This is a genomic window from Aquitalea denitrificans (assembly GCF_009856625.1).
GTDB lineage: Bacteria > Pseudomonadota > Gammaproteobacteria > Burkholderiales > Chromobacteriaceae > Aquitalea > Aquitalea denitrificans.
This window is the reverse complement of the sequence record NZ_CP047241.1, coordinates 1,394,597-1,415,535: the sequence shown is the minus strand read 5'-3', so window position 1 is coordinate 1,415,535 and position 20,939 is coordinate 1,394,597. Positions and strand designations below refer to the sequence as shown.

General features: G+C 53.3%; 11 protein-coding genes and 1 pseudogene. 2 read left to right on the top strand and 10 right to left on the bottom strand.

The features are described from left to right. The 8 genes from pglZ to GSR16_RS06440 all read right to left on the bottom strand — a co-directional run bounded on the left by pglZ (position 1) and on the right by GSR16_RS06440 (position 14,907). Complete coding sequence (pglZ, locus tag GSR16_RS06475) at positions 1 to 2,352, bottom strand: BREX-1 system phosphatase PglZ type B (RefSeq protein ID WP_159880752.1); 2,352 nt, start codon at positions 2,350 to 2,352, stop codon at positions 1 to 3. A 26-nt stretch (positions 2,353 to 2,378) separates the two neighbouring features. After that, on the bottom strand, positions 2,379 to 5,204 hold the full coding sequence (locus GSR16_RS06470; protein ID WP_159875693.1) for a TrlF family AAA-like ATPase: 2,826 nt from the start codon (positions 5,202 to 5,204) through the stop codon (positions 2,379 to 2,381). After that, positions 5,197 to 8,577, bottom strand: coding sequence for an Eco57I restriction-modification methylase domain-containing protein (locus GSR16_RS06465; protein ID WP_159875692.1), 3,381 nt, complete (start codon positions 8,575 to 8,577; stop codon positions 5,197 to 5,199). Before GSR16_RS06465 ends, GSR16_RS06470 begins: the two co-directional genes overlap by 8 nt. Before the next feature lie 63 nt (positions 8,578 to 8,640). Further along, positions 8,641 to 12,138 (bottom strand): BREX system P-loop protein BrxC, encoded by a 3,498-nt coding sequence (gene brxC / locus GSR16_RS06460; protein WP_205677506.1) that lies wholly within the window; start codon positions 12,136 to 12,138, stop codon positions 8,641 to 8,643. Then, a complete protein-coding gene (locus tag GSR16_RS06455; RefSeq protein ID WP_159875691.1) occupies positions 12,135 to 12,698 on the bottom strand; it encodes a BREX protein BrxB domain-containing protein in 564 nt (187 codons plus the stop codon). Before GSR16_RS06455 ends, brxC begins: the two co-directional genes overlap by 4 nt. Next, positions 12,688 to 13,485: a hypothetical protein gene (locus tag GSR16_RS06450; protein ID WP_205677505.1), complete on the bottom strand. Its 798-nt coding sequence runs from the start codon at positions 13,483 to 13,485 to the stop codon at positions 12,688 to 12,690. The genes GSR16_RS06455 and GSR16_RS06450 overlap by 11 nt, the downstream gene beginning before the upstream one ends. Then, on the bottom strand, positions 13,482 to 13,694 hold the full coding sequence (locus GSR16_RS06445; RefSeq protein ID WP_159875690.1) for a hypothetical protein: 213 nt from the start codon (positions 13,692 to 13,694) through the stop codon (positions 13,482 to 13,484). The genes GSR16_RS06450 and GSR16_RS06445 overlap by 4 nt, the downstream gene beginning before the upstream one ends. Before the next feature lie 544 nt (positions 13,695 to 14,238). Beyond that, positions 14,239 to 14,907 (bottom strand): hypothetical protein, encoded by a 669-nt coding sequence (locus GSR16_RS06440; protein ID WP_159875689.1) that lies wholly within the window; start codon positions 14,905 to 14,907, stop codon positions 14,239 to 14,241. Positions 14,908 to 16,604: 1,697 nt separating this feature from the next. On the opposite strand from GSR16_RS06440, the gene GSR16_RS06435 reads away from it, so the two are divergent. Then, entirely contained in the window at positions 16,605 to 16,955 is a 351-nt protein-coding gene (locus tag GSR16_RS06435) for a helix-turn-helix domain-containing protein (protein ID WP_159875688.1), read from the top strand. Next, positions 16,933 to 18,186: a type II toxin-antitoxin system HipA family toxin gene (locus GSR16_RS06430; protein ID WP_159875687.1), complete on the top strand. Its 1,254-nt coding sequence runs from the start codon at positions 16,933 to 16,935 to the stop codon at positions 18,184 to 18,186. Before GSR16_RS06435 ends, GSR16_RS06430 begins: the two co-directional genes overlap by 23 nt. Before the next feature lie 1,180 nt (positions 18,187 to 19,366). Here the strand turns inward: GSR16_RS06430 and GSR16_RS06425 are convergent. Together GSR16_RS06425 and GSR16_RS21445 are read right to left on the bottom strand one after the other, a co-directional pair. Beyond that, a pseudogene (locus GSR16_RS06425) lies at positions 19,367 to 20,027 on the bottom strand (IS3 family transposase); the annotation flags it as partial. Positions 20,028 to 20,568: 541 nt separating this feature from the next. Beyond that, entirely contained in the window at positions 20,569 to 20,913 is a 345-nt protein-coding gene (locus GSR16_RS21445) for a helix-turn-helix domain-containing protein (RefSeq protein WP_159875686.1), read from the bottom strand. Positions 20,914 to 20,939 lie beyond the last annotated feature (26 nt).

Genomic DNA, 20,939 nt, shown 5'->3' with positions numbered 1-20,939 from the left:
TTATTGTTCTCCTACTGTAGTGGAGCACTTCTGTAGTACGTTCCCATCAGAACTCAAGACCACCACAACGGCGACAGCTCCCATCTGGTCATCATCGGCAACGGCAAGGCTAGCCTTACCACCTTCCAGTGCTTTGGCGCTAGCAGCCAGAGAACTAGACGCTAATGCGGCTTTCGTGCGAATGTCCACCTGCTGACCTGCAGAGGTGCCATTCACCACAACCGTGCAGCGCAATCCTTTCCAGGTGACAGACTGAATAGTGACCGTATCACTCGATTCTGCCTCACCAGCACACTCCAGTTGCAAAATGGGTACCAAACATTCCTGCAGGCTGATGCCCCCATGAGCATACTCAGCACCGGCGATGAAGCTTGCCACGCCAGGCGCGTATGCAATCTGGACATCTTTGCACCAATCCCAGCCAAACGTTAGCGGTGTGCCGTGCGCACTGTTCTTCAGCACGGCGCAACGCCCCCAGCGGGTCTCGGCCTGGTGCTTTGCCAATTCCGATTTCGGCAATCCTCCAGGAACCAGCAGCCATCCGTGGTCGGTTACGATACGCAAACGCTTCCAGCCTGCCCCACAAAGCTCCGTGACCCGTTCAACAACTTGGTCAAGCTGGGTTTCCATGTCACGGGCTAGCCGAGTACCATGCTCATGCCCGTAGTGGTCCAGGTCACCAGCCTCGGTCCAAGCAGACCCCTGTGGGTCTCCCGTTTCGTGCTTCTCCAAAGGGTTGATGCCATGCTCGTTCAGCAACTTACGGAAGTTATGACTAGAGAGCGGCTTGCCATCAGTAGCCACCCTGGGCTCAAAGTCGACATCTTCTTGGCTGCCGGTGATGAAGCCAGCAACTGGCGAGCACCAGGCTTTGCCAGAGGCGGTCACCGAAGGCATGCTGGTCCAGCAAACAGAGAGATTGGTCGTGCCCAGCACGGACAAACGCTGTTCGAGTCGCTTAGCCACATCGTAGCGCAGGCCATCAACGAAAACCGTACAGGTTTCACCCAAGGGTTCAGCCACGTTTTTGACTTGTAATGTCGACAGACCTCCAGAGTCCTTGACTGCCTCCTGCAGCCGTCGGGCCGTTTCCTCCAACCAGGGCAAATACATCGCACGAATCGCAGCACTAACGGCATCCAGGTCATTCTTGGTGTGTACACACGCCAGTGCTTTCAGCACGGCCTGGTCAACCTGCCATCCCGATTCTTGGTAGCTGCTCGCAAGCTCCGTCGACGTTTTTCCGATAGGGAGAGTTGCACTTCGTTGTGCCAGCTCAGCCAAGTGTTCTAAGGACACAGCCAGAGGGGACTGCCCCATGCGAGCCCAAAGCCAGCCACGACGAAGCCCATGTTCTTTGTCTGCAGCCGTAACAGCAGAGCGAGCCTGCAACGCTTCCATGCCAGAGCAAGCCGATAAGGTGTAGCGCAAGGCTGCCTCGCCTTGTTCATTAGCTTGCGGGTAACCTGCCAACTGTTCCTGGTCCGGGAAGAGGCCCATATTCGGCGGCTGAATCTTAGCCAATCGGGGGTAGACGTTGGGAAAGCTACCAAATGAGTCACGATAAAACACCGCGACAGCCGCCCACTTCCCCGCGCCATGTGCAAGTCGCTCGGCAGCTACCAACTCACCATCGGCTATAGGGTCAAAACCGAAATCTGACTTGCAGCGCTTCACGAACACATCCCAAAGCACATCACCCCACTTCTGGCGCGTTAATTCTGGCTCATTCATCCACTGCAAAATGTCCCTCGTAGGATTGGGCGCGAGTAAGCTCAGCAGCCATTCGGCATTAATGGTGCGTCCTTTTAGGTCCTCCAAATTACACTCAAGCAATACCCCGGCTTGCAACGCTTGGCTCAGCGCTACTTGGGTAGCCGGGTCCTGGGCAACATCAAGACCTAGGCCGCCATTTTTAGAGCCCAGGAAAGCACTTATCGTCCAGTCTTTGGCGTTGGCTTGGCTCCAAAATACCCCACGGTACTGCAGCTCTGCCAAGGGCTGCAGCTCGCGCGGGCACGATTCTATGTCACGCAACTCAGCTCGGCTGACTCCAGGCAGGTAGACCACGGGCACGCCATCAAACTGAATCTCTGGAAGCAAGCCCGCAATCGCACACTTTAGCCAAATCGCCGGTCCACGACGTAGTTCCGGGTCATAGTCACCAAGCATGCACAGACCAGGCATCGCTTTCTTCAGGGCAGGTATGGCTGCAAGCCATTGGCCTTCCTTGTCAGGCCAAAGAACTGCTGCAGCAGAAGCAGCTGTATGTGAGTTACCCTCGGCCACACTCATTAAGGCGAGGTAAATCTCGTCGGAAATCCGACCACCTGCAACTAATTTTTCTACCATGCTCACTTAACTTTCCTCTGCCACATTTAGAAGTGATACTTCTCACTGCGGCGTTTGAAGGCCTGCTCCGAGCCCTCCATGATGTCCAATACAGCTTGTGCCACATCTTGTCGGTCCAAACCACCCTTAGCCCGCGACTTACCACGACCGTCGCGCGCCTCGAGGGCATGGATTAGCTCGGCATCAGCGTTCACAGGTAGGTTGGCGTTATGGGTTGCGATAATCAATTGGCGTTTAGACTTTGCAGCTCTCAAGTCTTGGACCAACGTTCGATAAATGAAACTGGAATCCAGCTCATCCTCGGGTTGGTCAATGACGATAGGGCCTTCCCCGCGGGCCAGCATCATATTCAGCAGGACCGTATTGCGTTGCCCCTCAGACAATGCACCACTCATCGCCCCGGCAACTGTGGCGTCCTCACGCAGTAACTCGACGTCAATGCCATCGCCAACCCTGGAAATGCGCACATCCTCCCAAATGGGGCGGACATCCTCGCTGTCGAGATGGGCGAACAGTGGCTGGTGAAGACCCTCCAGCAGCAGGATTTCAAGTTTCATCGGGTCTTGCCTAGCGACCTCTAGCGTCTCCCAAACCGACGCATCAGCACGCTGCATCCAGAGAGCGAAGAGCTCCTCACCAATGTCATCCCATCGTTTTGGCAGCTTGTTGCGCTTATCCGGCGGCATAAGCCGCGTCCACAAAGCCTTGAAGGAAGCCTCATCCGCCATGTAGGACGTCGTCAGACGCACTGTCTGCGAGGCCACTGCGGCCTGAATGCCGTCAGCAGTGACTCTTCGAGTGTCGTACTGCGACTTCCAAACCTGATGCAGCTCACGAAGCACCTGCGGGAACTGGCCAGCTTCCAGCTGCACGTCCGTCAAACGCTTCTGTCGCTCATCGACTAGCCTCAACTTCTCCTGTCTCTTCTCCTCGAGCTCCTGCATGCGGGCAATGTCGTCTTCACGAATTCCGCGCGCGACACAGGCCTCGCGGAAGCGGGTTTGCACCGCATCGATAGCTTGAAGCGTTTCCCTGACAGCGTCTTCACCTAAATGCCTGGTCATGGACTGCTGATAGTCCTGCAGTGCCTGAGCGATGGTTGCCACAAGCGTAGCTCTTGTTTCGCGTGCCCGGACTGATACCTGCTCAAACCAAGCTGCATTCGGCCAGCCACCAGCAGTCTCTGGTAGCAGGTCGTCCAGTGCTGCCAAATCGGACAAACTCTGCGAGATAGCCTGAACGATAGGTACATCGACCTCCTGCATACTGGTCAGATACCGCTGTGCCTCCAAGGCCAACTGGTTCTGCTGGGAGTCCTCCTGAACAGCTTCGCGTGCCTTGAGCTGACGTTCAAGTTCTACTGCTTCTTGTTTGGCCTCGCGCAGTTGCGCATCAAGCCGCGCCGCGTCTCGCATACTCTGGAATAGTGCCTTCAACCTGGCCTGCAACTCACGCTCTTGAGAATTGAGCCCAAGCAAATGCGTACCTGCTGCAACGTCAATCAGAGACAACACATGGGCTTGCCCTTGTGTGCCGCTAGTCATCCGGCTTAGTTCACCTTGGCTGAAAAACTGTAACTGAAGCTGACGAAGTACCGTACTAAGGTCCTCGACCTCACGCCCATCTATCCAACGTTGTTGCCCAATAGGTCGCCCGGGCACATATACCAACGTATCCGCCACTCCATTGCCAACTTCAAAGCTCACACGAATCTCAGCATCCGCACCAAGCGACGCCTTCAATTGACTACGCTTACGTTGCAGCGCAGGGTCTTCATCTTCCCCCTTCGCGACAGCCCCTTCGGATGTAATGGCAAATCGCACATACTCCAATAAGGATGATTTGCCACTTCCACGACCACCAATCACGCAATTCAAGGACTCAGAAAAATACACATCTTGGTCTTCGAGGAATGCAGCACTACGCACCGAAACCTTAGTGATACGGGGATGTGTCAACGCATCACTTGGACATTCGCCCATCAGTCTGATACGAGACAGCGGGTCTAGGAACGCCTGCCTTAACGCCTCAACACAAGGTTTGGACATCTTTAACCAGGTATGGCGGTACCCGAGAGAGTTGGCAACAGGGTTGCCTTGCTCATCCTGCTTGAGGGATTTTGCATCCGACGACATTACGTATGCGGGATGACAATCAGAACGTGCCCAAGCTTTATCTCTACCCTCGAAGATGTCGAGGATACGCTTGACGGGTGGACTTGATGTGACCTCCAATGCCAAAAGCTTCTGGTTCTTGTAGTCCTCCATATGGCGAGAGTCATTCAAAAGTCCGTCGTTCTGGTCAGAGTGGGCTGCAATCACAATACCATTGTGCTGCTCTTGAACTAGCTCAATGAGTTCCTTCAGGCTAACATTTGCACCATTCCTGCGTAGCGGCATCGGACGCCCCTGCCGGAAGCGCTCATTCTCATCCAATCCCAACTTGCATAGCAGCCTATTAACCCGCCACACATGGCTGGCTTTCTTGGCTGGCTCGAATAAGCAGAGCACGTGGTAGCCAATGTCTACCTCAAAGCCAGGCAGAATGTGGAGGGGGGGACGTCCCAACTCTCTAGCCACAGATTTATTCTGCTCGACTAGGTGGGTCAGAAACCAGTCCCTTGGGTCGGTTTTCTGCGAGAAATTGTGGTCGGTAACACCAATCAACTCCAATCCAACCTCGTGGCAGCGTCGAAGATAAGTACGCGCGACCTCTTGCAAGCGATTCTCATCGCTGTTAGGACGTCGAGGGTCAGCAAGCTTGGTGTCGTCATCAGCCCAGTGCGCGCCATCTTCCGGGGTCTGAACCTGAAAGTCGCACTTGAACCACCGCATCCCCTCGTAGTCAGCCATGGCGAGCCTCCCTTGCTGCTTTCTTTTCTGCCAATGTCAGGTGATGGTCGTTGATACGGTCACCCTGGAACTTGTGGAACCACGGAGCGCTTTCTACGTCCTTACCGCGGTCTTTGTCCCATTTGATATTTAGCTTTGGAGGCTTGTTGATACGCAAGACCTCGGCAGCCATGAATGGGCGGATGTTCAGACGCACGCCATCGTTCAGGTCAGGGTTCCAGCCAATAGGCTGCTCGGCCAGAGGCTTCCAGCGCACAAAAATGTCATAGGGTGCTTCGCCTTCAAGGATAAGCTCTAGACGCTGTTTGAGGTTCTGTGCAGCAGACAGACGACCCTCGGCACCATCGACACCGTTACGCACGCCCTCCTCCTGCTGGCGAATCCAATCACCCAGATAGGTATGGATAAGTCGCTCCAGGTTCTTGGCATCCAGCTTGTGGTAGTTCACCAGCGCGGCGAAGCCATCCTTCAGGCCATCCCACACATGCCAGATAAATGGGCGATGATGGAAGCGCTTGGCATGCTGCTCGAAGAACTTCTCGCGCAGCCAGACGTCCAGGCCCTTGCCGGCACAGTCGGCATCGGAAAGAAGCTTGTCAAGCACGGCGGGCTTCCAGCTGCCAGGCAGCACAGAGTCCCAGGCGTCAATGAGCAAATCAAGAAGCCGTTTATGAGCTGGATGCTCTTGCCTTACCGAGGGCAAGCAGACGATGCCATCGTCGTCGGCATGTTCAACCAGATGGTTGCAGCGGGCAATCCAGTTGCGAGCTTCATCGGCCAATTCCATCGCTGTATCAGTCTCCGCCGGCCAGCGGTAGCCTAGCAAGCGAGCGACGGCGACTTGCAGCGTGTCGATGGCTGGTTGCGGATGGCCGTGGAATAGCCATTGGGTCGGGTCGTCGGAGTACGGTTTGGGAAGGCCATTGGGGTAGCGCTCTACGGCAACCTGCTGCCAGTGGATGAGGTCAAAAGGGACTTTTGTCAGTGTTCCCGCTGTCACTTTTAAGGCTGCGTCCACCTCCCGAACCGACTTCCGATACGCGGGGTCAGAGACGAAGGCCCAGACTGCGGGCAGATGTTGGCTGTCCTTGGGAATGATTGGACAGACGTTGTCGTCAAACACCTCCCCAGAATAGATGAATGGTTCGAGTTCCTTCATCTTGTTAACCGCAACACCGGTACGGCCCCACACCTCTTGTCCTCGCAACCAGCAACCTAGCTGTGCGCGGAGGTCAGCGTTGTCCAACGGAACGCCGGTTACCAGCGAACGGCCTGACCAAGGGTCGCCAGCACGAGGCGAATCAGCCCATGGGATGTTCGCCTCCCCAAGGGAGTTGAGTTGCCAGAACTCAAGTAAGAAGCGAGGGCTGTCGCCGGTCGTGCTGCCCTTTCCGTAGAGGCCAATGTCTGAGAGGAATGTCTCAGCGGCTAGTGACACCAGCGCAACTCGGGCATCTGGATTCCCAAGCAGTCCTTTCTGGTTAACCGTTGCCAGTTCACCGCCCTGCAACAGTGCCGCCTTCTCATGCGCAGCCTTGGGAGCACTGACATCTACACCGTGCAACCAGAAGCTCTCCTCTGTTTGCCCGCGAGTCTGAGTCAGCAGAATGGCCTGTACAACTTCTCCACCGATGGTCTCGAATGCACCTGGACCTAATCGCGCCAATAGATTCCACCGCACTGACTTGAGTAGCGATTCACGCTGCTTCTTGTAACTAGTAAGGAACAACCAGTTCTGCGGCATCACGATTTGCACCACGCCTTCTCCCTGCTCATAGCTAAGCTCCAGGCAGCGCTCAAGGAAGACGTTGGCCAAGTCGTTCTTGGCTTCGGGGTAGTGCGTCTCGCAATAGTCCTTCAGCGTGTCGTGCTGTTTGCCGCGCGCCAGGTACGGAACGTTGGTCACCACCAGGTGGTAGCGACCATCCAATAGTCGTGCCGCATCCAGAAGACCCTTTGCGGTCAGCGCCAAGTCCCAACTATCATCCTGTAATTCGCTGGTCTGACACAAAAGAGTAGTCGGGACTTCGGTGGCCAGCGCCTGCCCCAGCAGGTCACGCAGGGTGTCAAAACTCGAGGTAGCCAGGTCGTTCTTCAGACTGCGCGCCGGGTCCAGCAGGCTGCCCAGCAGTGGTGCCTGGGCGAAGCTGGCGTGCAGCAGGCGCAGTTCCTGCCGCAGGTAGACGGCATTGGCAGCGTCGTCCGGCACCAGGGCCATCCAGTCCTCGGGCTTGGCCGCCACCTTCAGGCCGCAGCAGGCCACCTGCGGGGCAGGCATGTCGGCGCGCACGCCCAGCGGGTTGCCGTCCTCATCCGGAAAGCGCCAAGCCGCCAGGGCCAGTGCGAACACGGCAATTTCCACACAGCGGGCATCCAGTTCCAGGCCGTGCAGGTTCTCTTGCAAGACATAGTCCACCGCGTCCATTGCCGTCAGGCCTTCGGCCGCCATGCGCATGGGTACCAGCAGCAGGAAGGCGGCTACCAAGAAGTGGCCTGAGCCGCAGCATGGGTCCAGCAGCGTGAACTCGTTCAAGCGGTCAGGCCAGCCTTCGAACTTGCCCGCAGCTGGCGTGCCGTCGTCCAGCGTACGCAGATAAGTCAGCGGCACAGGGCAAGGTTTGCCGGGGTGGCGAGTCACCCACCAGGCCCCCAGTGAATTGTGGAGCAGGAAGTCCACCATGTAGGGCTCGGTGAACAGCTGGGTGACGGCGGGCAGTTCATCAGCGCCAATCTTCACCTCCGAGGCGTTGACCTCGTCCTTACGCTTAGCCTGCCAGAACTGATAGACCCAACCCAGGCTGTCGCTGGCCTGGAATACCTCATCAGTTAGCGCGGCCAATAGCCGCTCCAGCTCGCGCTGATGCTCGGGCGCAAACGCCAGCTCAAACACCGGGCTCAGTGGCTTGAACACTTGCGGCAGCATGCGGGCGGCCAGTTTGCCAGCCAGCTCCCACTTGCTCTTGGCACCCAAGTTCATCGTCGGGTCGGCTTCCTGCACCAGTGCATCACAGTCGTCCAATGATACGGCGGCACCCGGCTCCCACAGCAGCAAGCCATTCTCGGCCAGGAAGCGGGCAAACAGCATGCGGTGCCAGTGCTCATAAGCCATTTCCCAAACCAGATGCTGTATTGCTTGAGTGTCATCGGCAGACTTCGCATCCCCCAAGGCACGCCCGTGGGCACGCATGCGGCGGCGCAGGGCTTTGAGTTCTTCAGAGAGGTAATCAGGAGCCTTCGCTTCCCCGACTGCTAATTGACTAAGAGCTGCACGCGCCCCCTTCTCCGCTACATCCCGAGCTGTCTTGACTGTATTTTCAAGCTGGGTGCGCAATGGCTTGGCCAGCGGTTGATTATGAATATTGTTGATTGCCATATTGTTATTAATCTCGTATCCGATATGAGACAGGAATTTTCTCGACCTGCCCGCAGTCATTTTTTAAAGCGCGACTGGACCTTGCTTGAGTTTGCTGTTCAACAGCAGCTCAACCTCTGCAAGCCAGGCTTTGACCTCTGCCTCGTCATTCAAGGTACGCTTTGGCAATGCCACATGCACAACATTCGGCTTCAACAATTGCACAGCGGCGTGGCGAGCTGCTTCAAATCGGCTGGGCAATGCCTGGGTCTTGGAGACCCAGTGGTCCAGGTCGCAATCGTCCAATGCATCTTGCAACTGTTCTGGCGTACTGAGCTGCAACGCCGGAGAAGCGGATAAACTGTGCTTAGCACTCAGCTCTGCACGCTGGTTATCCGTCAATTTGTTCCAATCGGCATCAGCTTGGAGTTGCTCCCACTGCTGCTGGAAAGCTTGCTCGAAAGCCACCAGTTTGGCATTCAATGCCTGGCGCAATAGGTCTACAGTCTTATCCAGCAAAGGGCGTACTGGGTCAGGGTCAACCAGAAGACTACGTTGCGCTTCAATAGCATCTACTTCGGCTTTGAGTTCAGCGTATGGACCCAAGTCCTTCGCATGATGGAGCAACTCAGTCAATTTGCGCCAAATTGGCAAGCGCTTCGTAATTTCATCAGCTGTTTTTGTCCACTCTTTAGACAAACCAACGATTTCGTCGTGGTGTGTGAACAACTCCAGCAACTGCGCATTGCCTGTTTGCGCTTCGATAGCTTCAATTACATGAATCTTGGGTGCTTCCGGGGCCGGCATATGGCCACCGGCCTTGGCAGCTTGGTCACGTAGCTTGACCAGCAAGGTAGCTAACTTGGTTTGCTCTTCCTTGGGTTGGCAAGGAACCCCGACCGCACTAAACAAGGAGCGAATCTTGATAAGCTGAAGCGGTGTGATGGTTACACTTTCGCGCTGGAAGCTCGTTTGGGTGAGCTTGGCGCGGTCCAGGCTTTTTGCATCCAATGACTTAGACGCTGCGTCAATAGCTTTGATGTTACCGGCAGCAAGCAAGGCATACAGTGCACCGTCAATAGCGTCCCGCGGCCAACCGAATGGGGGTGCTTCGAAGTTTTCACGAATTTCAGCCCCCTTTTTATTGGGACCAATATAAGCAAGCAGCTTCTGGCAGACCGGGTGTTTGTCAGCTTCTTGACTATGCCCTACTGCCTTGAGGGCTTCCATATTGCCTTTACGGGCCTCGTCCAGCACCTTGCTCCACATGTCATGGTCGGCAACATCAAATTGACTGTAAAGTCGAATTGCAGACGATTTAGCCGCACGGTTGATGCGCTCCGACAATTCATTACCGTCTACAGACTCTTGTCCCCCAGCCTGGAAAACACGGACACCCGCAATCAGCTTATCAAGCAGCGTAGCAAGCTCTTTCTCAGCAGTACGTAACCTACTTTCCATTGAACGCTGTGCATCTCGGCCTTCCTCAGTCGAAGGACTACCTTTCCTCTGTAGAGTTGTATTTGATGCGTCAAGCGCGACGATGACATTCGTCAGCTCGGTCTTATGCTGTGCTGGCAGAAAAGCAAATAGCGTGGGGTTGTCAGCAGTTTTGGCCTTGGCCTCCGCAATGACAGACCTCTCCTCGGTCTGCCAGCCATCCTGAATCCACAGGTAAAGGTTTTTATCGTTATCTTTCGGCAAGATTTCGTCATAAGTAGTCGTCAGTCGACGCTCTACATTGTCTTTACCTTGCACCACGCGCACTTTTTTAAGCACTTCGCCAAAACGTGCCTTAAGCAGGTCCGAGCGACGCTGTTCCAACCGCTTTGGTGCCGCATTCAGTTCGGCCTCCTGGGCACGGAACTCATCGTACCAAGCACTGGACTCACGAGTCTGCAAACGATACTCGGTACCATTGCCTCCCGCCAAAGCCATCACAAGGCGGTCTTTATTTTGTAGCTCGTCCAGAAGTGCCGGCAGCCTCTTACGCAGTTCAGCAGAACCTTCGGACAGGTCAGTCACAAGCAAGTCAGCAAGGACATCTTCAGTTGCTTTAAGGCCAATTTCGAGAGCAGCGTCAGCAGGTAATTTGTTGATGAGAAAAATAAGCTTCAGCAACCTTGCTTTCAATTGGCTGTCTTCATTTCCTACGGAGAAGCGCTGAACGTTCTCGAACACCTCTTTGGGTAGCTGGGCGGTTGATACCAGGTTTGCGGCAATTTGGTCATATAGGAAATCACCAGAAACTACATGGCCAAGTGGAGCGTCTGCAGTAGCCAATACTGCTTCATGCACTACCCGTAGCTGACTACGAAGCTGAGAGACCGTCCCGGTCGTGTCAATATTTCGTAACACACGCTCCCAGAAGCGGCGCCGCACGGGCAAGAGCGGATAGTCCGAGGTCAAAATGCTTTCGTCGTCTGTAAGGTGCTCGAGCTTCGTCCCCCTCAGGTGACGTGAAATTTCACCCAAATTATTGCGCAGAACCTGCTCAATTTCTGGCTGCGCAGATGGTTTTTTTGCCAGAATAATTTGCCGAGTAACATTCTCGACATCCCAGTCACCAAGCATTATCTGTACAGGGAAGCGCCCCATCAAACGCTGCAAATTTGGCATGCCGGAGAGCGCAGACTGACCCGTACCAACAAACAGCAGCTTGCCATTGAAGTGCTTGCTGAGCGTTTCTGTAACCTCTTGCACTTGAAAAGCTTTCTCAACATCATTTCCGATGTACTGCTGTACTTCATCCAAAACGACAAGCGTTAATGGGAATTTGCCATTTTCAACCAGTGCCGCTTCAATCGCTAAAGTCATCTGCTCACTAGTAACATCAGTTACCTGAGGAAACTGTTCTTTAAGCAGCTTGCGAGCATCTGCTTCCGAGTGTGCCAAATCGGGTCTGGCTTTAAGCAAAGCCTTGGCCAAGAGGCTTGAGACATACATATGAGGCAGCTCTTGCGCCAAAGAGCGACCAGCAGCTTTCAACTCAGCGTCGACGAGAGACAAGATTTCTTCGCGCTTCATCCAAAGGACAAACTGTGCCTGGTTGTACTGCTCCGGCAAGCCTTTTGACTTAAAGACAATACCCAGCAAAGCAAGGCGTACCTTATCCCCGGCACCAGCGCCGAGCTTACCTGCAGCAGCGTGCAGCGAGCCATAACGACGCCCTTGGGTGCTAAGTTCTTTCAGATGTTCGAACACGCCCGTAGGCAGTTTTGCAAGACTTCGCGCAGACGCACCGTCAGCAAACTGGTAGTCGGTCCATAGTGTGCGCAGCATCTTGGCCAAGTGCGACTTACCGCTACCGTAAAAGCCTGAAATCCATATACCTGGCTGCTCAGTACCAGCATCCAAGTTGAACAGGAATTTCTCAAAAATGGTTTCAAGACCTTTTTCATATTGACCATTACATACAAAGGTCTCTACCTCATACCGCAAAATTGCTTGAGCGGACTCAGAGTGGTCTTCGGAAACTTCAGCAACACCATTATTTACAAGACGATTTTCTTGAGGAAGCTTGTTATAGATATCTCGATTCAGCATGATATTCCTTAGTTTTTTCTTAATACTCAGCTTCAATCTTTAGCCAACAAGGGAACAGCAAGATAGTTCCAGCCATCACGAGCATCGAAGAGTCGATAATCATGATTTTCAGGGCGATACTCCCCTGGAAAAAATACCAACAATCTTCCCTGCACTACTTCTTTGATACCCTCAACAACGGAAGATACACGCGCCAATCCAAATAATGTGCCAACACCCAAAATAGCTACGACGGTTTCTGGCCCTGCATCCGCAGTGATGCGCTCCCTTATTTTGACGTTAAGGTCCGCCACAAACTCGGTCAGCTCACCAGCTTGGTATCCTGCCAAATCTTCAGGGGACTCAAAGTATGCCTCGCGATACTCTTGCGCAGCCATCCACTCTGGAAAAGCATCCGTGATGTCTATCAAGAGCCACTGCTTGCCAGCTGACTGGGTTGCAAGCTCGAACTCACCTATATTTGCGCGCAAACGCAGTTCGTCAGACTTGTCATAGACTGCAAAAATAACGCGCTGAATCGCTGCAAGACCCGCCTGCCAAGGTACAGTCAGGTGCTGACTGTATGTAGAAATCAATTTCGCGACCTTAGACGACATGCATTGCCTCCTGGCGAATCTGTTCTTCTTCTGCGGTAAGATAGCCAGGGAAGCGCACTTCCTTGACACCACCGGCACTCATGTAAACGATTAAGCCACGATGAGATGCCGAACTGGCGAGCGCCTCAACCTCTTCAACTGAGCATCCCAGCAAGGCTATCCAGTCGGAGTTGAAAAGCCGCTGCCCTGTCCGCCCCTCTAAGTACCCCATAAATAACATCATCGCCACAGCACCTGGTGTGGCTTGAGGCTTGGAACGCACTTTACGGGCCCTTCCCTTTAAGATACCGGCCGCAGTCCAAGAGCCCGCAACATTCTGAGCAAGCGACTTAAGTGAGGCCGCACTTAGCCTGCCTGACAACTGCTCCTCAAGAAAAGCTTCCATCGACTCTCTACGCATCAACGTCCCAAAGACAGAGTCCAGATAGTAAGGCTGCGTCAACCGCAGCAAAGGGTCTCTAGCCAGTGTGACCGTCAATGCAAGCATTGGCTGAGCTTCCTCATCTAACACCCAAAGCCTTCGAAGTGCGCGAAACAGTGGATTAGCATCAAAGCCATAGAGTGCCTGAAGATACTTCCAAGACAGTTCTCGCGTTTTCCGCGTGGGCTTTCCGAGAATATTTTCCTGAATGACCGCTTCTGCGTATGCAACGCGCTCTGCATCCAGAGGTACATGCTTTAGCAGCGTACGCAAATCATCAAGCATCATTGTTCTAGATGCATGCGGCCCACCACTGCCAAATCTAAACCCCAAACTGGCATACAAAGCCTCATCGCGTGGTGTCATTTCGGCATCCTTCCCGACATCACAAGGTTCGATAGGACATCAAGGGGTACGCCTTCGAGGGGATAGCCCTGCGAGCGACAGTAGGCAACGACCATCACTTCCACCATATTTGCAACGCTACGCATCTCTTTATCCGCCGCCAGCTGTAGCGCAGACTTGATGTGCGGCTCAACACGGACACTGACTACCTGAGTCTTTGCAACAGCCATACCCTCACCTGTAAGTAAAATGCTAGCAAAATGCAATTATACGGGGTCCATAAGTTATCGGGAACTTCCTATGAAAAATTAAAATATGCCTTCGTCATTTTCATAATTTTGTACTCTCTCTGCTATGCAACCAGCAATGCTTTGATGCAATACGTACTCTCCCGGCGACCATAGATAAATACGTTATTGGTTGACTTGAAAAACAAAATAGCCCACAGAAAGTGGGCTATTTCTTTATTTGGAGAATTCCCTATTAAAAAAGGCTTTATTAAATACAGGCCATTCCTCCCCATGGGATGATTCTAATGGTACGGGGTCTACTTCATCGGGTTTCAGCTTTGCAGCTCCGAAAAAATTGCGGAATATTCTGAATATGGTCATAAGCTTCGTCAATATCATCTCCATCGACCACCACATACGAATACAACCCACCTCTCATTTTCCAGCGAGAATATGCCATCGTTCCTCTCCAGTTTTATTGACCTAAATCAGTATAGATTTAGCTACCCATCATTATGTATTTTTCCACTCTTTTTCATCAAGGTCAAATCTCATCTTCCATGTAATCTAAGACCTTCATCTGATACTCAGAATCTTTCACCTGCCTCTTAGGTTTTTCAGGCAACACCACCACACCATCACGAAGCGCAAGACCCTTCCATTGAGTAGCTGATTTCAAGATTGCAAGGCTCTTAGCCAAAGATTTCAAGTAATGGTCACTTCGCATACTTACTCGACCAGATAAGGATTGCAGGTAGGCTGCAGTCGGAGGGTAATTGCCACTCCAACGCACGAGTACTCCATAAAGCCACAACGCTAGAGAGTCACTACCAAGCGCGGTCAGTACTTCTTTACGAAGCGGAGTCCAACCATACTGAAATAGAGGAACCAATTGTGAATTTAGTTTGAAACTATAATTTATGGCATGACTACGCTCAGCTGGCCAGGCCATGTCACGCTCTAGCAACATGAAGTTCTCAATATCCAAATCACGAGTTTTAAAGCGATAAATATTACTAGAGAGTCGCGAAAGAGATTCATACAGCCACTCGCGGTTTGATGTACCCTTTGCACGGCCAAGCTGATGCAATAACAGCGACTCATCAACCACTAGACGAACAGCCGTAATATCTTCGGCCCGCTGCCTCAAACCCAAGTCCAGCAGATGAAGCCAAACAGCGGCATCTGCCATATCCAACTGGCTTCCAACCATTTGCCACACATCAATGTGGCCATATCCTGCACACGTAACTGGTGAGGAAATGGTCTGTCGAACTACTCGACCACGAAACCACTGCGAGCCAAATATAGCGCTGCGAACAATCAAACTCGGAACCAAAAATGACTCTGACGAAACTCCATGTGGGAGCCGAATTGGCAACCATTGACAAGCAACACCCATTACATCTGACCTTCCATACAGAGATGATGTGAAAGTATAGGAAATATTCGCAACATGGCACGTGAATACGGAAAGAGTGGCATGTGAATACAATCACAATGGAAAATATATCAATATTTACTAGGGTTTTTGATAATTTTTGCGAGCTGTAATAATAAGATTAAATCTATGCTTAAGTATGATTTTGCTAACCGCACGCTCGTGTAAGCACATCACTTCGCACATCTCCGATATCCTCCGTATTGCTGCTCCTCCGGAGCAGTCCGCGGCCAGGGCGGCGAGCGCTGAGACTTGGGCGCTCTCTGGCGCCCCCTGGTAAGCAATTACCGCCAAACCACGCACAACTCTTCCATCAGGGCAGAGAGGATATCCACTAACCAGGATGACGTTAAATAGTGCCACTCCTGTTATTACATCTCCAGCTGATATCAATGGCAAACGCCGGGTGCATGACGACTCTCAAAATAAAGGGAAGTGCTGCGGTAAGCAGCATATGACACGACCGATGAAGCCGCAGGGCAAGAATGCACTAGCAAACGACAATCGATGCCCTCGCATTGCCGGAGCGGTGCACCAAAAATTGCGTTTAACTACTTGCAATATACCTCGAAAAATGCTGGGAAACCCACATTAGATATCCCCTACATTGAGAAGGGTAATTTCTGACAGATGTGTTCGGCCTGCGAGTGCATGAATTTGCCCTTATGAATCTCCCCTCCTTTCCTAGACAGGCACTTCGAAAGCACCATAAGGAGGCACCGTTAGCAAGCCATGCATCCTCGAAGAGCTCAAGATTGAAGCTATCAATTGGCAACCAAGTATGGGTATCCGGTTACCGAAGTTACCAGCTGTCTCGGCGAATCTGCCCACCCCTGTATCAATGGCTGAATGCTACGACCCACACATGCCAAACCGGTCGTGTCCGTAGACCGGCAAGCCGAAATCCACCATCTCACGGCAGAGCTGAAACGAGTGACCGAGGGGAGCGGGACAGACTAAACTGGGTGCGCAATCGCGAAGCGCCGGATATTTTCACAGGACATCTTTACTTTGGCCGCGCGTCACTATCCCACTCCAAGGTCGGAGCATCCTGCATGGTGTTTTTGGCTCTTCGAATGTGTAGGTTGGTAGGGCTCCCCGACGTTAGAGTAGAGTCATGTAGCCCAGACGAGCTCTCCGACCTTATCGCTAGCTCGAATTTCTCAACGATAGACTCGATGAGTTCAACTTGTAGTGCAGAGATACCCTTACCTTCACCGCAATCAGGAAGAGCCATCATCATTCGCAGACACCCGCCTCCTAGTGGCTATCATCATCCACACGATTCAAGTCAATAGCTGGGGAGTTGTGCTGCCTGCAACACCTCACATCACTGCTTTTTCATTGCCACATAAATTAGTCAATGCGCTAAAATTTGACTAACTTATGTGGTATTAATTATAGCAACTACACTAAAGTACCACATAAAATTGCCATATTAAGTTAAATTGCCTAATATATGTGGAATCATGGCCAAAACGACACTTTCCCCCTTTCCTTCCGTATTACGACAGCTCGTAGCACTGGGGGAGCGCATGCGGCTCGCGCGACTACGGCGTAAGATAACAGCAGAACTCTTTTCCGAACGCATGGGTGTTTCGCGAGAAACCTTACGGCGGCTGGAAAATGGTGACCCGACTATCGCCATGGGAACGTATATGCGCGCTATGCGTGTACTCGGACTTGACGGCGACATTGACGGACTGGCACGTGATGATGAGCTGGGCCGCAAGCTACAGGACCTTTCATTACCGCAACCGCAGACGCGTAAACGCACCACCAAATCAAAACAAAATAATGGCCCAAGCAAACCGACTTGAATATGAAGTCCACCTGGACGCGGCGGAGCTGGGGGTGAGCCAGAAGGTGGGCACGCTCTACCGCCATGAAGTCCGCACCGACATCCCTGCAGCGTTTGAATACGACAAGGAGTGGCTCAAGCACGGTCAGGCATTTGCATTAGACCCACGGCTAGAGCTCTGGCGCGGCGAGCAGCATCCTCCAGCCGATGCCCCGGGATTCGGGGTATTCATGGATTCTGCACCAGACCGGTGGGGGCGTGTGCTAATGGAGCGCCGCGAGGCGGCCGCAGCGGCCAGGGAAGGCCGAACGATGCGCACGTTCCATGAGATAGATTTTTTGCTAGGCGTTTACGACCACACCCGCATGGGTGGGCTGCGTTTCTGCAAGCCTGGAGGTCCGTTCCTCGATAACAGCGACAAGGCTGCCCCGCCGGTAACGGACCTTAAAGAACTGGCGTACATCAGTAAACGCGTTGAGGAACCAGGAGTCGAGAAGCTGCCCGAGTACGAGCGCTGGCTTGCTATGCTTATCGCGCCCGGAACGTCACTCGGCGGCGCGCGGCCGAAGGCGAACTTCACCGACGACAATAAGCGACTCTGGATTGCCAAATTCCCCGCTAAGGATGACCGCTATAACGTCGGCGGCTGGGAATATCTGACACATGTGCTGGCATGTAAGGCAGGCATCACCGTGCCCGAGGCGCGGCTCGAGTATCTATCTGAGCAGTACGCTACATTCTGCTCGGCCCGATTTGACCGTATTGGCAATGGCCGACGCATGTACGCTTCTGCCATGACACTGCTTGAACGACAGGATGGTGAGGCTGGCGCAAGTTACCTGGACTTAGCGGAATTCATTTCCGACCACGGCGCACAGGGACACATTGATGAAGACCTCGCGCAACTATTTCGTCGAGTGCTCTTCAATATTCTTGTCGGCAATCGTGATGACCACTTACGCAATCACGGGTTCATTCGGGAACTATCTGGATGGAGACTCTCCCCTGCGTTTGACCTAAATCCAAACACCACCAAGTTGACTCATGCGCTTGCAATTGATAGCAAAAATGCAGAGCCGGACATTCGAGTAGCAATGGCACAAGCGGAGCTGTACCGATTGGATGAGAAGACCGCCAATAGCATACTCGATGAGGTCCGCAATGCCATTGCAAACTGGCGCGCTGAAGCCAAAAAATTACAGCTCGCTTCTGTAGAAGTGCAGCGCATGGATTCCGTCATCCAAGCTTGACTGTAACCTTAACTATTATTTCAAATATCCAGCCACGCCGCGCCTCAAAACACACAGGGGCGCTAAATATAGCACCCAATTATGGATGTCCAGCGAGACACCAGATGCTGTTCTGGCAAGTGTACTTGTGAGTAGCCTGCCGACCACAAACTACCCCCCCAACTCGGGACACGCAAGCACATAACCCTCAGATATCGTTCCGGTGGGTCTATAGGTAGTAAGTCAGTCGGCTTTAAGCAGCTGCTTGACTGCGTATGTGATGACTGCCGCGCGGCTCACTGGTTTTTAGTGGCCTTAGCTTATGCACCAACAAATACAATATAACAATGTACTTATTAGCTTCATGTTATTTAGCTCTAAGGAATAAGAGGCCGCAGAAGAGACAAAACCGTCATTAAACGCTTACCTCACATTTTCCGCTGTCTACTCGTTATCGCGAGAACAAAAGGCAAGAGGAAGTCGTGAAATTTATCCCACGAAGTGGCCTAAGCTAGCCCGTTGCGGAAACGCTCAACAACATATTTCCCCATGTTGCACCCCGGCCGGTTCACCGCCATGGCGCCTCACCACCAATTCTCCCCATGTTGCCTGCTGCATCGGACCAAATTTCCCCATGTTGCGCCCCAGCCGGTTCACCGCCATGGCACTTCACCACCAATTCTCCCCATGTTGCCTGCTGCATCGGACCAAATTTCCCCATGTTGCGCCCCAGCCGGTTCACCGCCATGGCGCCTCACCACCAATTTTCCCCATGTTGCCTGCTACATCGGACCAAATTTCCCCATGTTGCGCCCCAGCCGGTTCACCGCCATGGCGCCTCACCACCAAATTTCCCCATGTTGCACCCCGGCCGGTTCACCGCCATGGCGCCTCACCACCAATTTTCCCCATGTTGCCTGCTACATCGGACCAAATTTCCCCATGTTGCACCCCGGCCGGTTCACCGCCATGGCGCCTCACCACCAATTTTCCCCATGTTGCCTGCTACATCGGACCAAATTTCCCCATGTTGCGCCCCAGCCGGCTCACCGCCATGGTGCCTCACCACCAATTTTCCCCATGTTGCCTGCTACATCGGACCAAATTTCCCCATGTTGTTCTCCTACGGGTTCACCGGGATAGTGCATCGTCACCAAATTTCGATGTATTGTCTGGTAATAACGTGAATTGCCCGACTTCTCTAGACACTCTTGAGCCGTTGGAAATATTGCTTCTCAAACTCTACCGGCGATAGCCCATTTGCGGAATCATGCTGGCGTTTCGGGTTGTAGAACATCTCGATGTAATCGAAGATGTCACGACGGGCCTCTTCCCTGTCGTGATAGGTTTTTCGCTTGATACGCTCGCGCTTCAGCAACTGGAAGAAACTCTCCGCCACAGCATTGTTGTGGCAGTTCCCGCTCCGACTCATGCTGGGTACCAAGCGATGGGCCTTCAAAAAATCCTGCCAGTCGTAACTGCTGAACTGACTTCCCTAGTCCAAACGCACCAGCACGTCCTGCTTGGGCTGACGTCGCCATACCGCCATCAACAGGGCATTTAGCACCAGCTCTCTATCGATACGTGACTGCATCGACCAGCCAATCACCTACCGCGAGAACAGGTCCAGCACCACGGCCAGATACAACCACCCCTCATACATGCGGATATAAGTGATGTCGGTCACCCAGGCCTTATTTGGCTCATTCACGGTGAACTGGCGTTGCAGGTGGTTAGGTGCCACCACTGCCGGGCGGCCACTGTAATGCCCAGGACGCCGGTGGTAGCCGTCTGCCCTCCTGCTTCATCAGCCGAGCCACGCGATGTTTGCCACAGCGCTCTCCCTGAGCCTGCAAGTCGTCAGCCTCTCAGCCCCCCAGCGCATATCGACCGGCTCGACGGCGAGGAAGACCTGCTCAGGGCGGATCATCAGCGTAGGCTCCGAAGCCACACGACGCAGGCCTATGCCTGCGAGACCAGCCAGGCGATGTTCATCACGATGCCGCCTCGACGCAGTTCGATACGATTATCACCTGAGGTAGAGGGTGTTGGGGTCGGAACCTGAATGGGGACAAATTCTGGGGACGGGATGACAGGCTCTGCGGGTCGGCTACTATGGTCATTGTCGAGAATCGGCATGTCGTCCACTGAACGTTTACATTGAAACTGGAGTTTTCACTTACTCGAGAAGCGACTCGGCAATCTCGAACGCTTCGGCGACATGCCGTAATGGTGTGCCAGCAGTTCGGCCGGTCCAAGTAACGCATACCGTAGGTGAACGTGCCCTCAAAGGCGACGACGGCAACTTCTTTCACTTTCAAAGATACGCATGGCACCCATGCGAAAGTGCCCGGCAGCTGGACGTATGCATAACAAAACTGTTATTTTGCAGCCGTCACCGCCTCAGAAATCATTGTCTTGAGCAACTAGATTGCGCACACGTTGCGGCCGACGTGCCGCCTCAAGAATTTTGCCGTGCTCGTCGTCATCGGGGTTAGCTACACCCTGTACAGTATCCAACAAGCCGAGCTTCCAGAGTACCGCCAGGAATGTCCCCAGTGCTACACCTGAGTCCCCCATCTCGATGCGGTAAAGCGAGCGCCGACCAATGCCACACTCCCGTGCGAAATTCTCTGTACTGAAGCCTCGTCGCACACGTGCGGTCCGTACCCGCTGGCCGAGACCCACTAGGAGAGAGCGTACATCTCTCGGAAGCGGTTCAGAAAATCGCTTGTCATTTTGAGTCATATATGGCTCACTATCGTTGTTAGTGT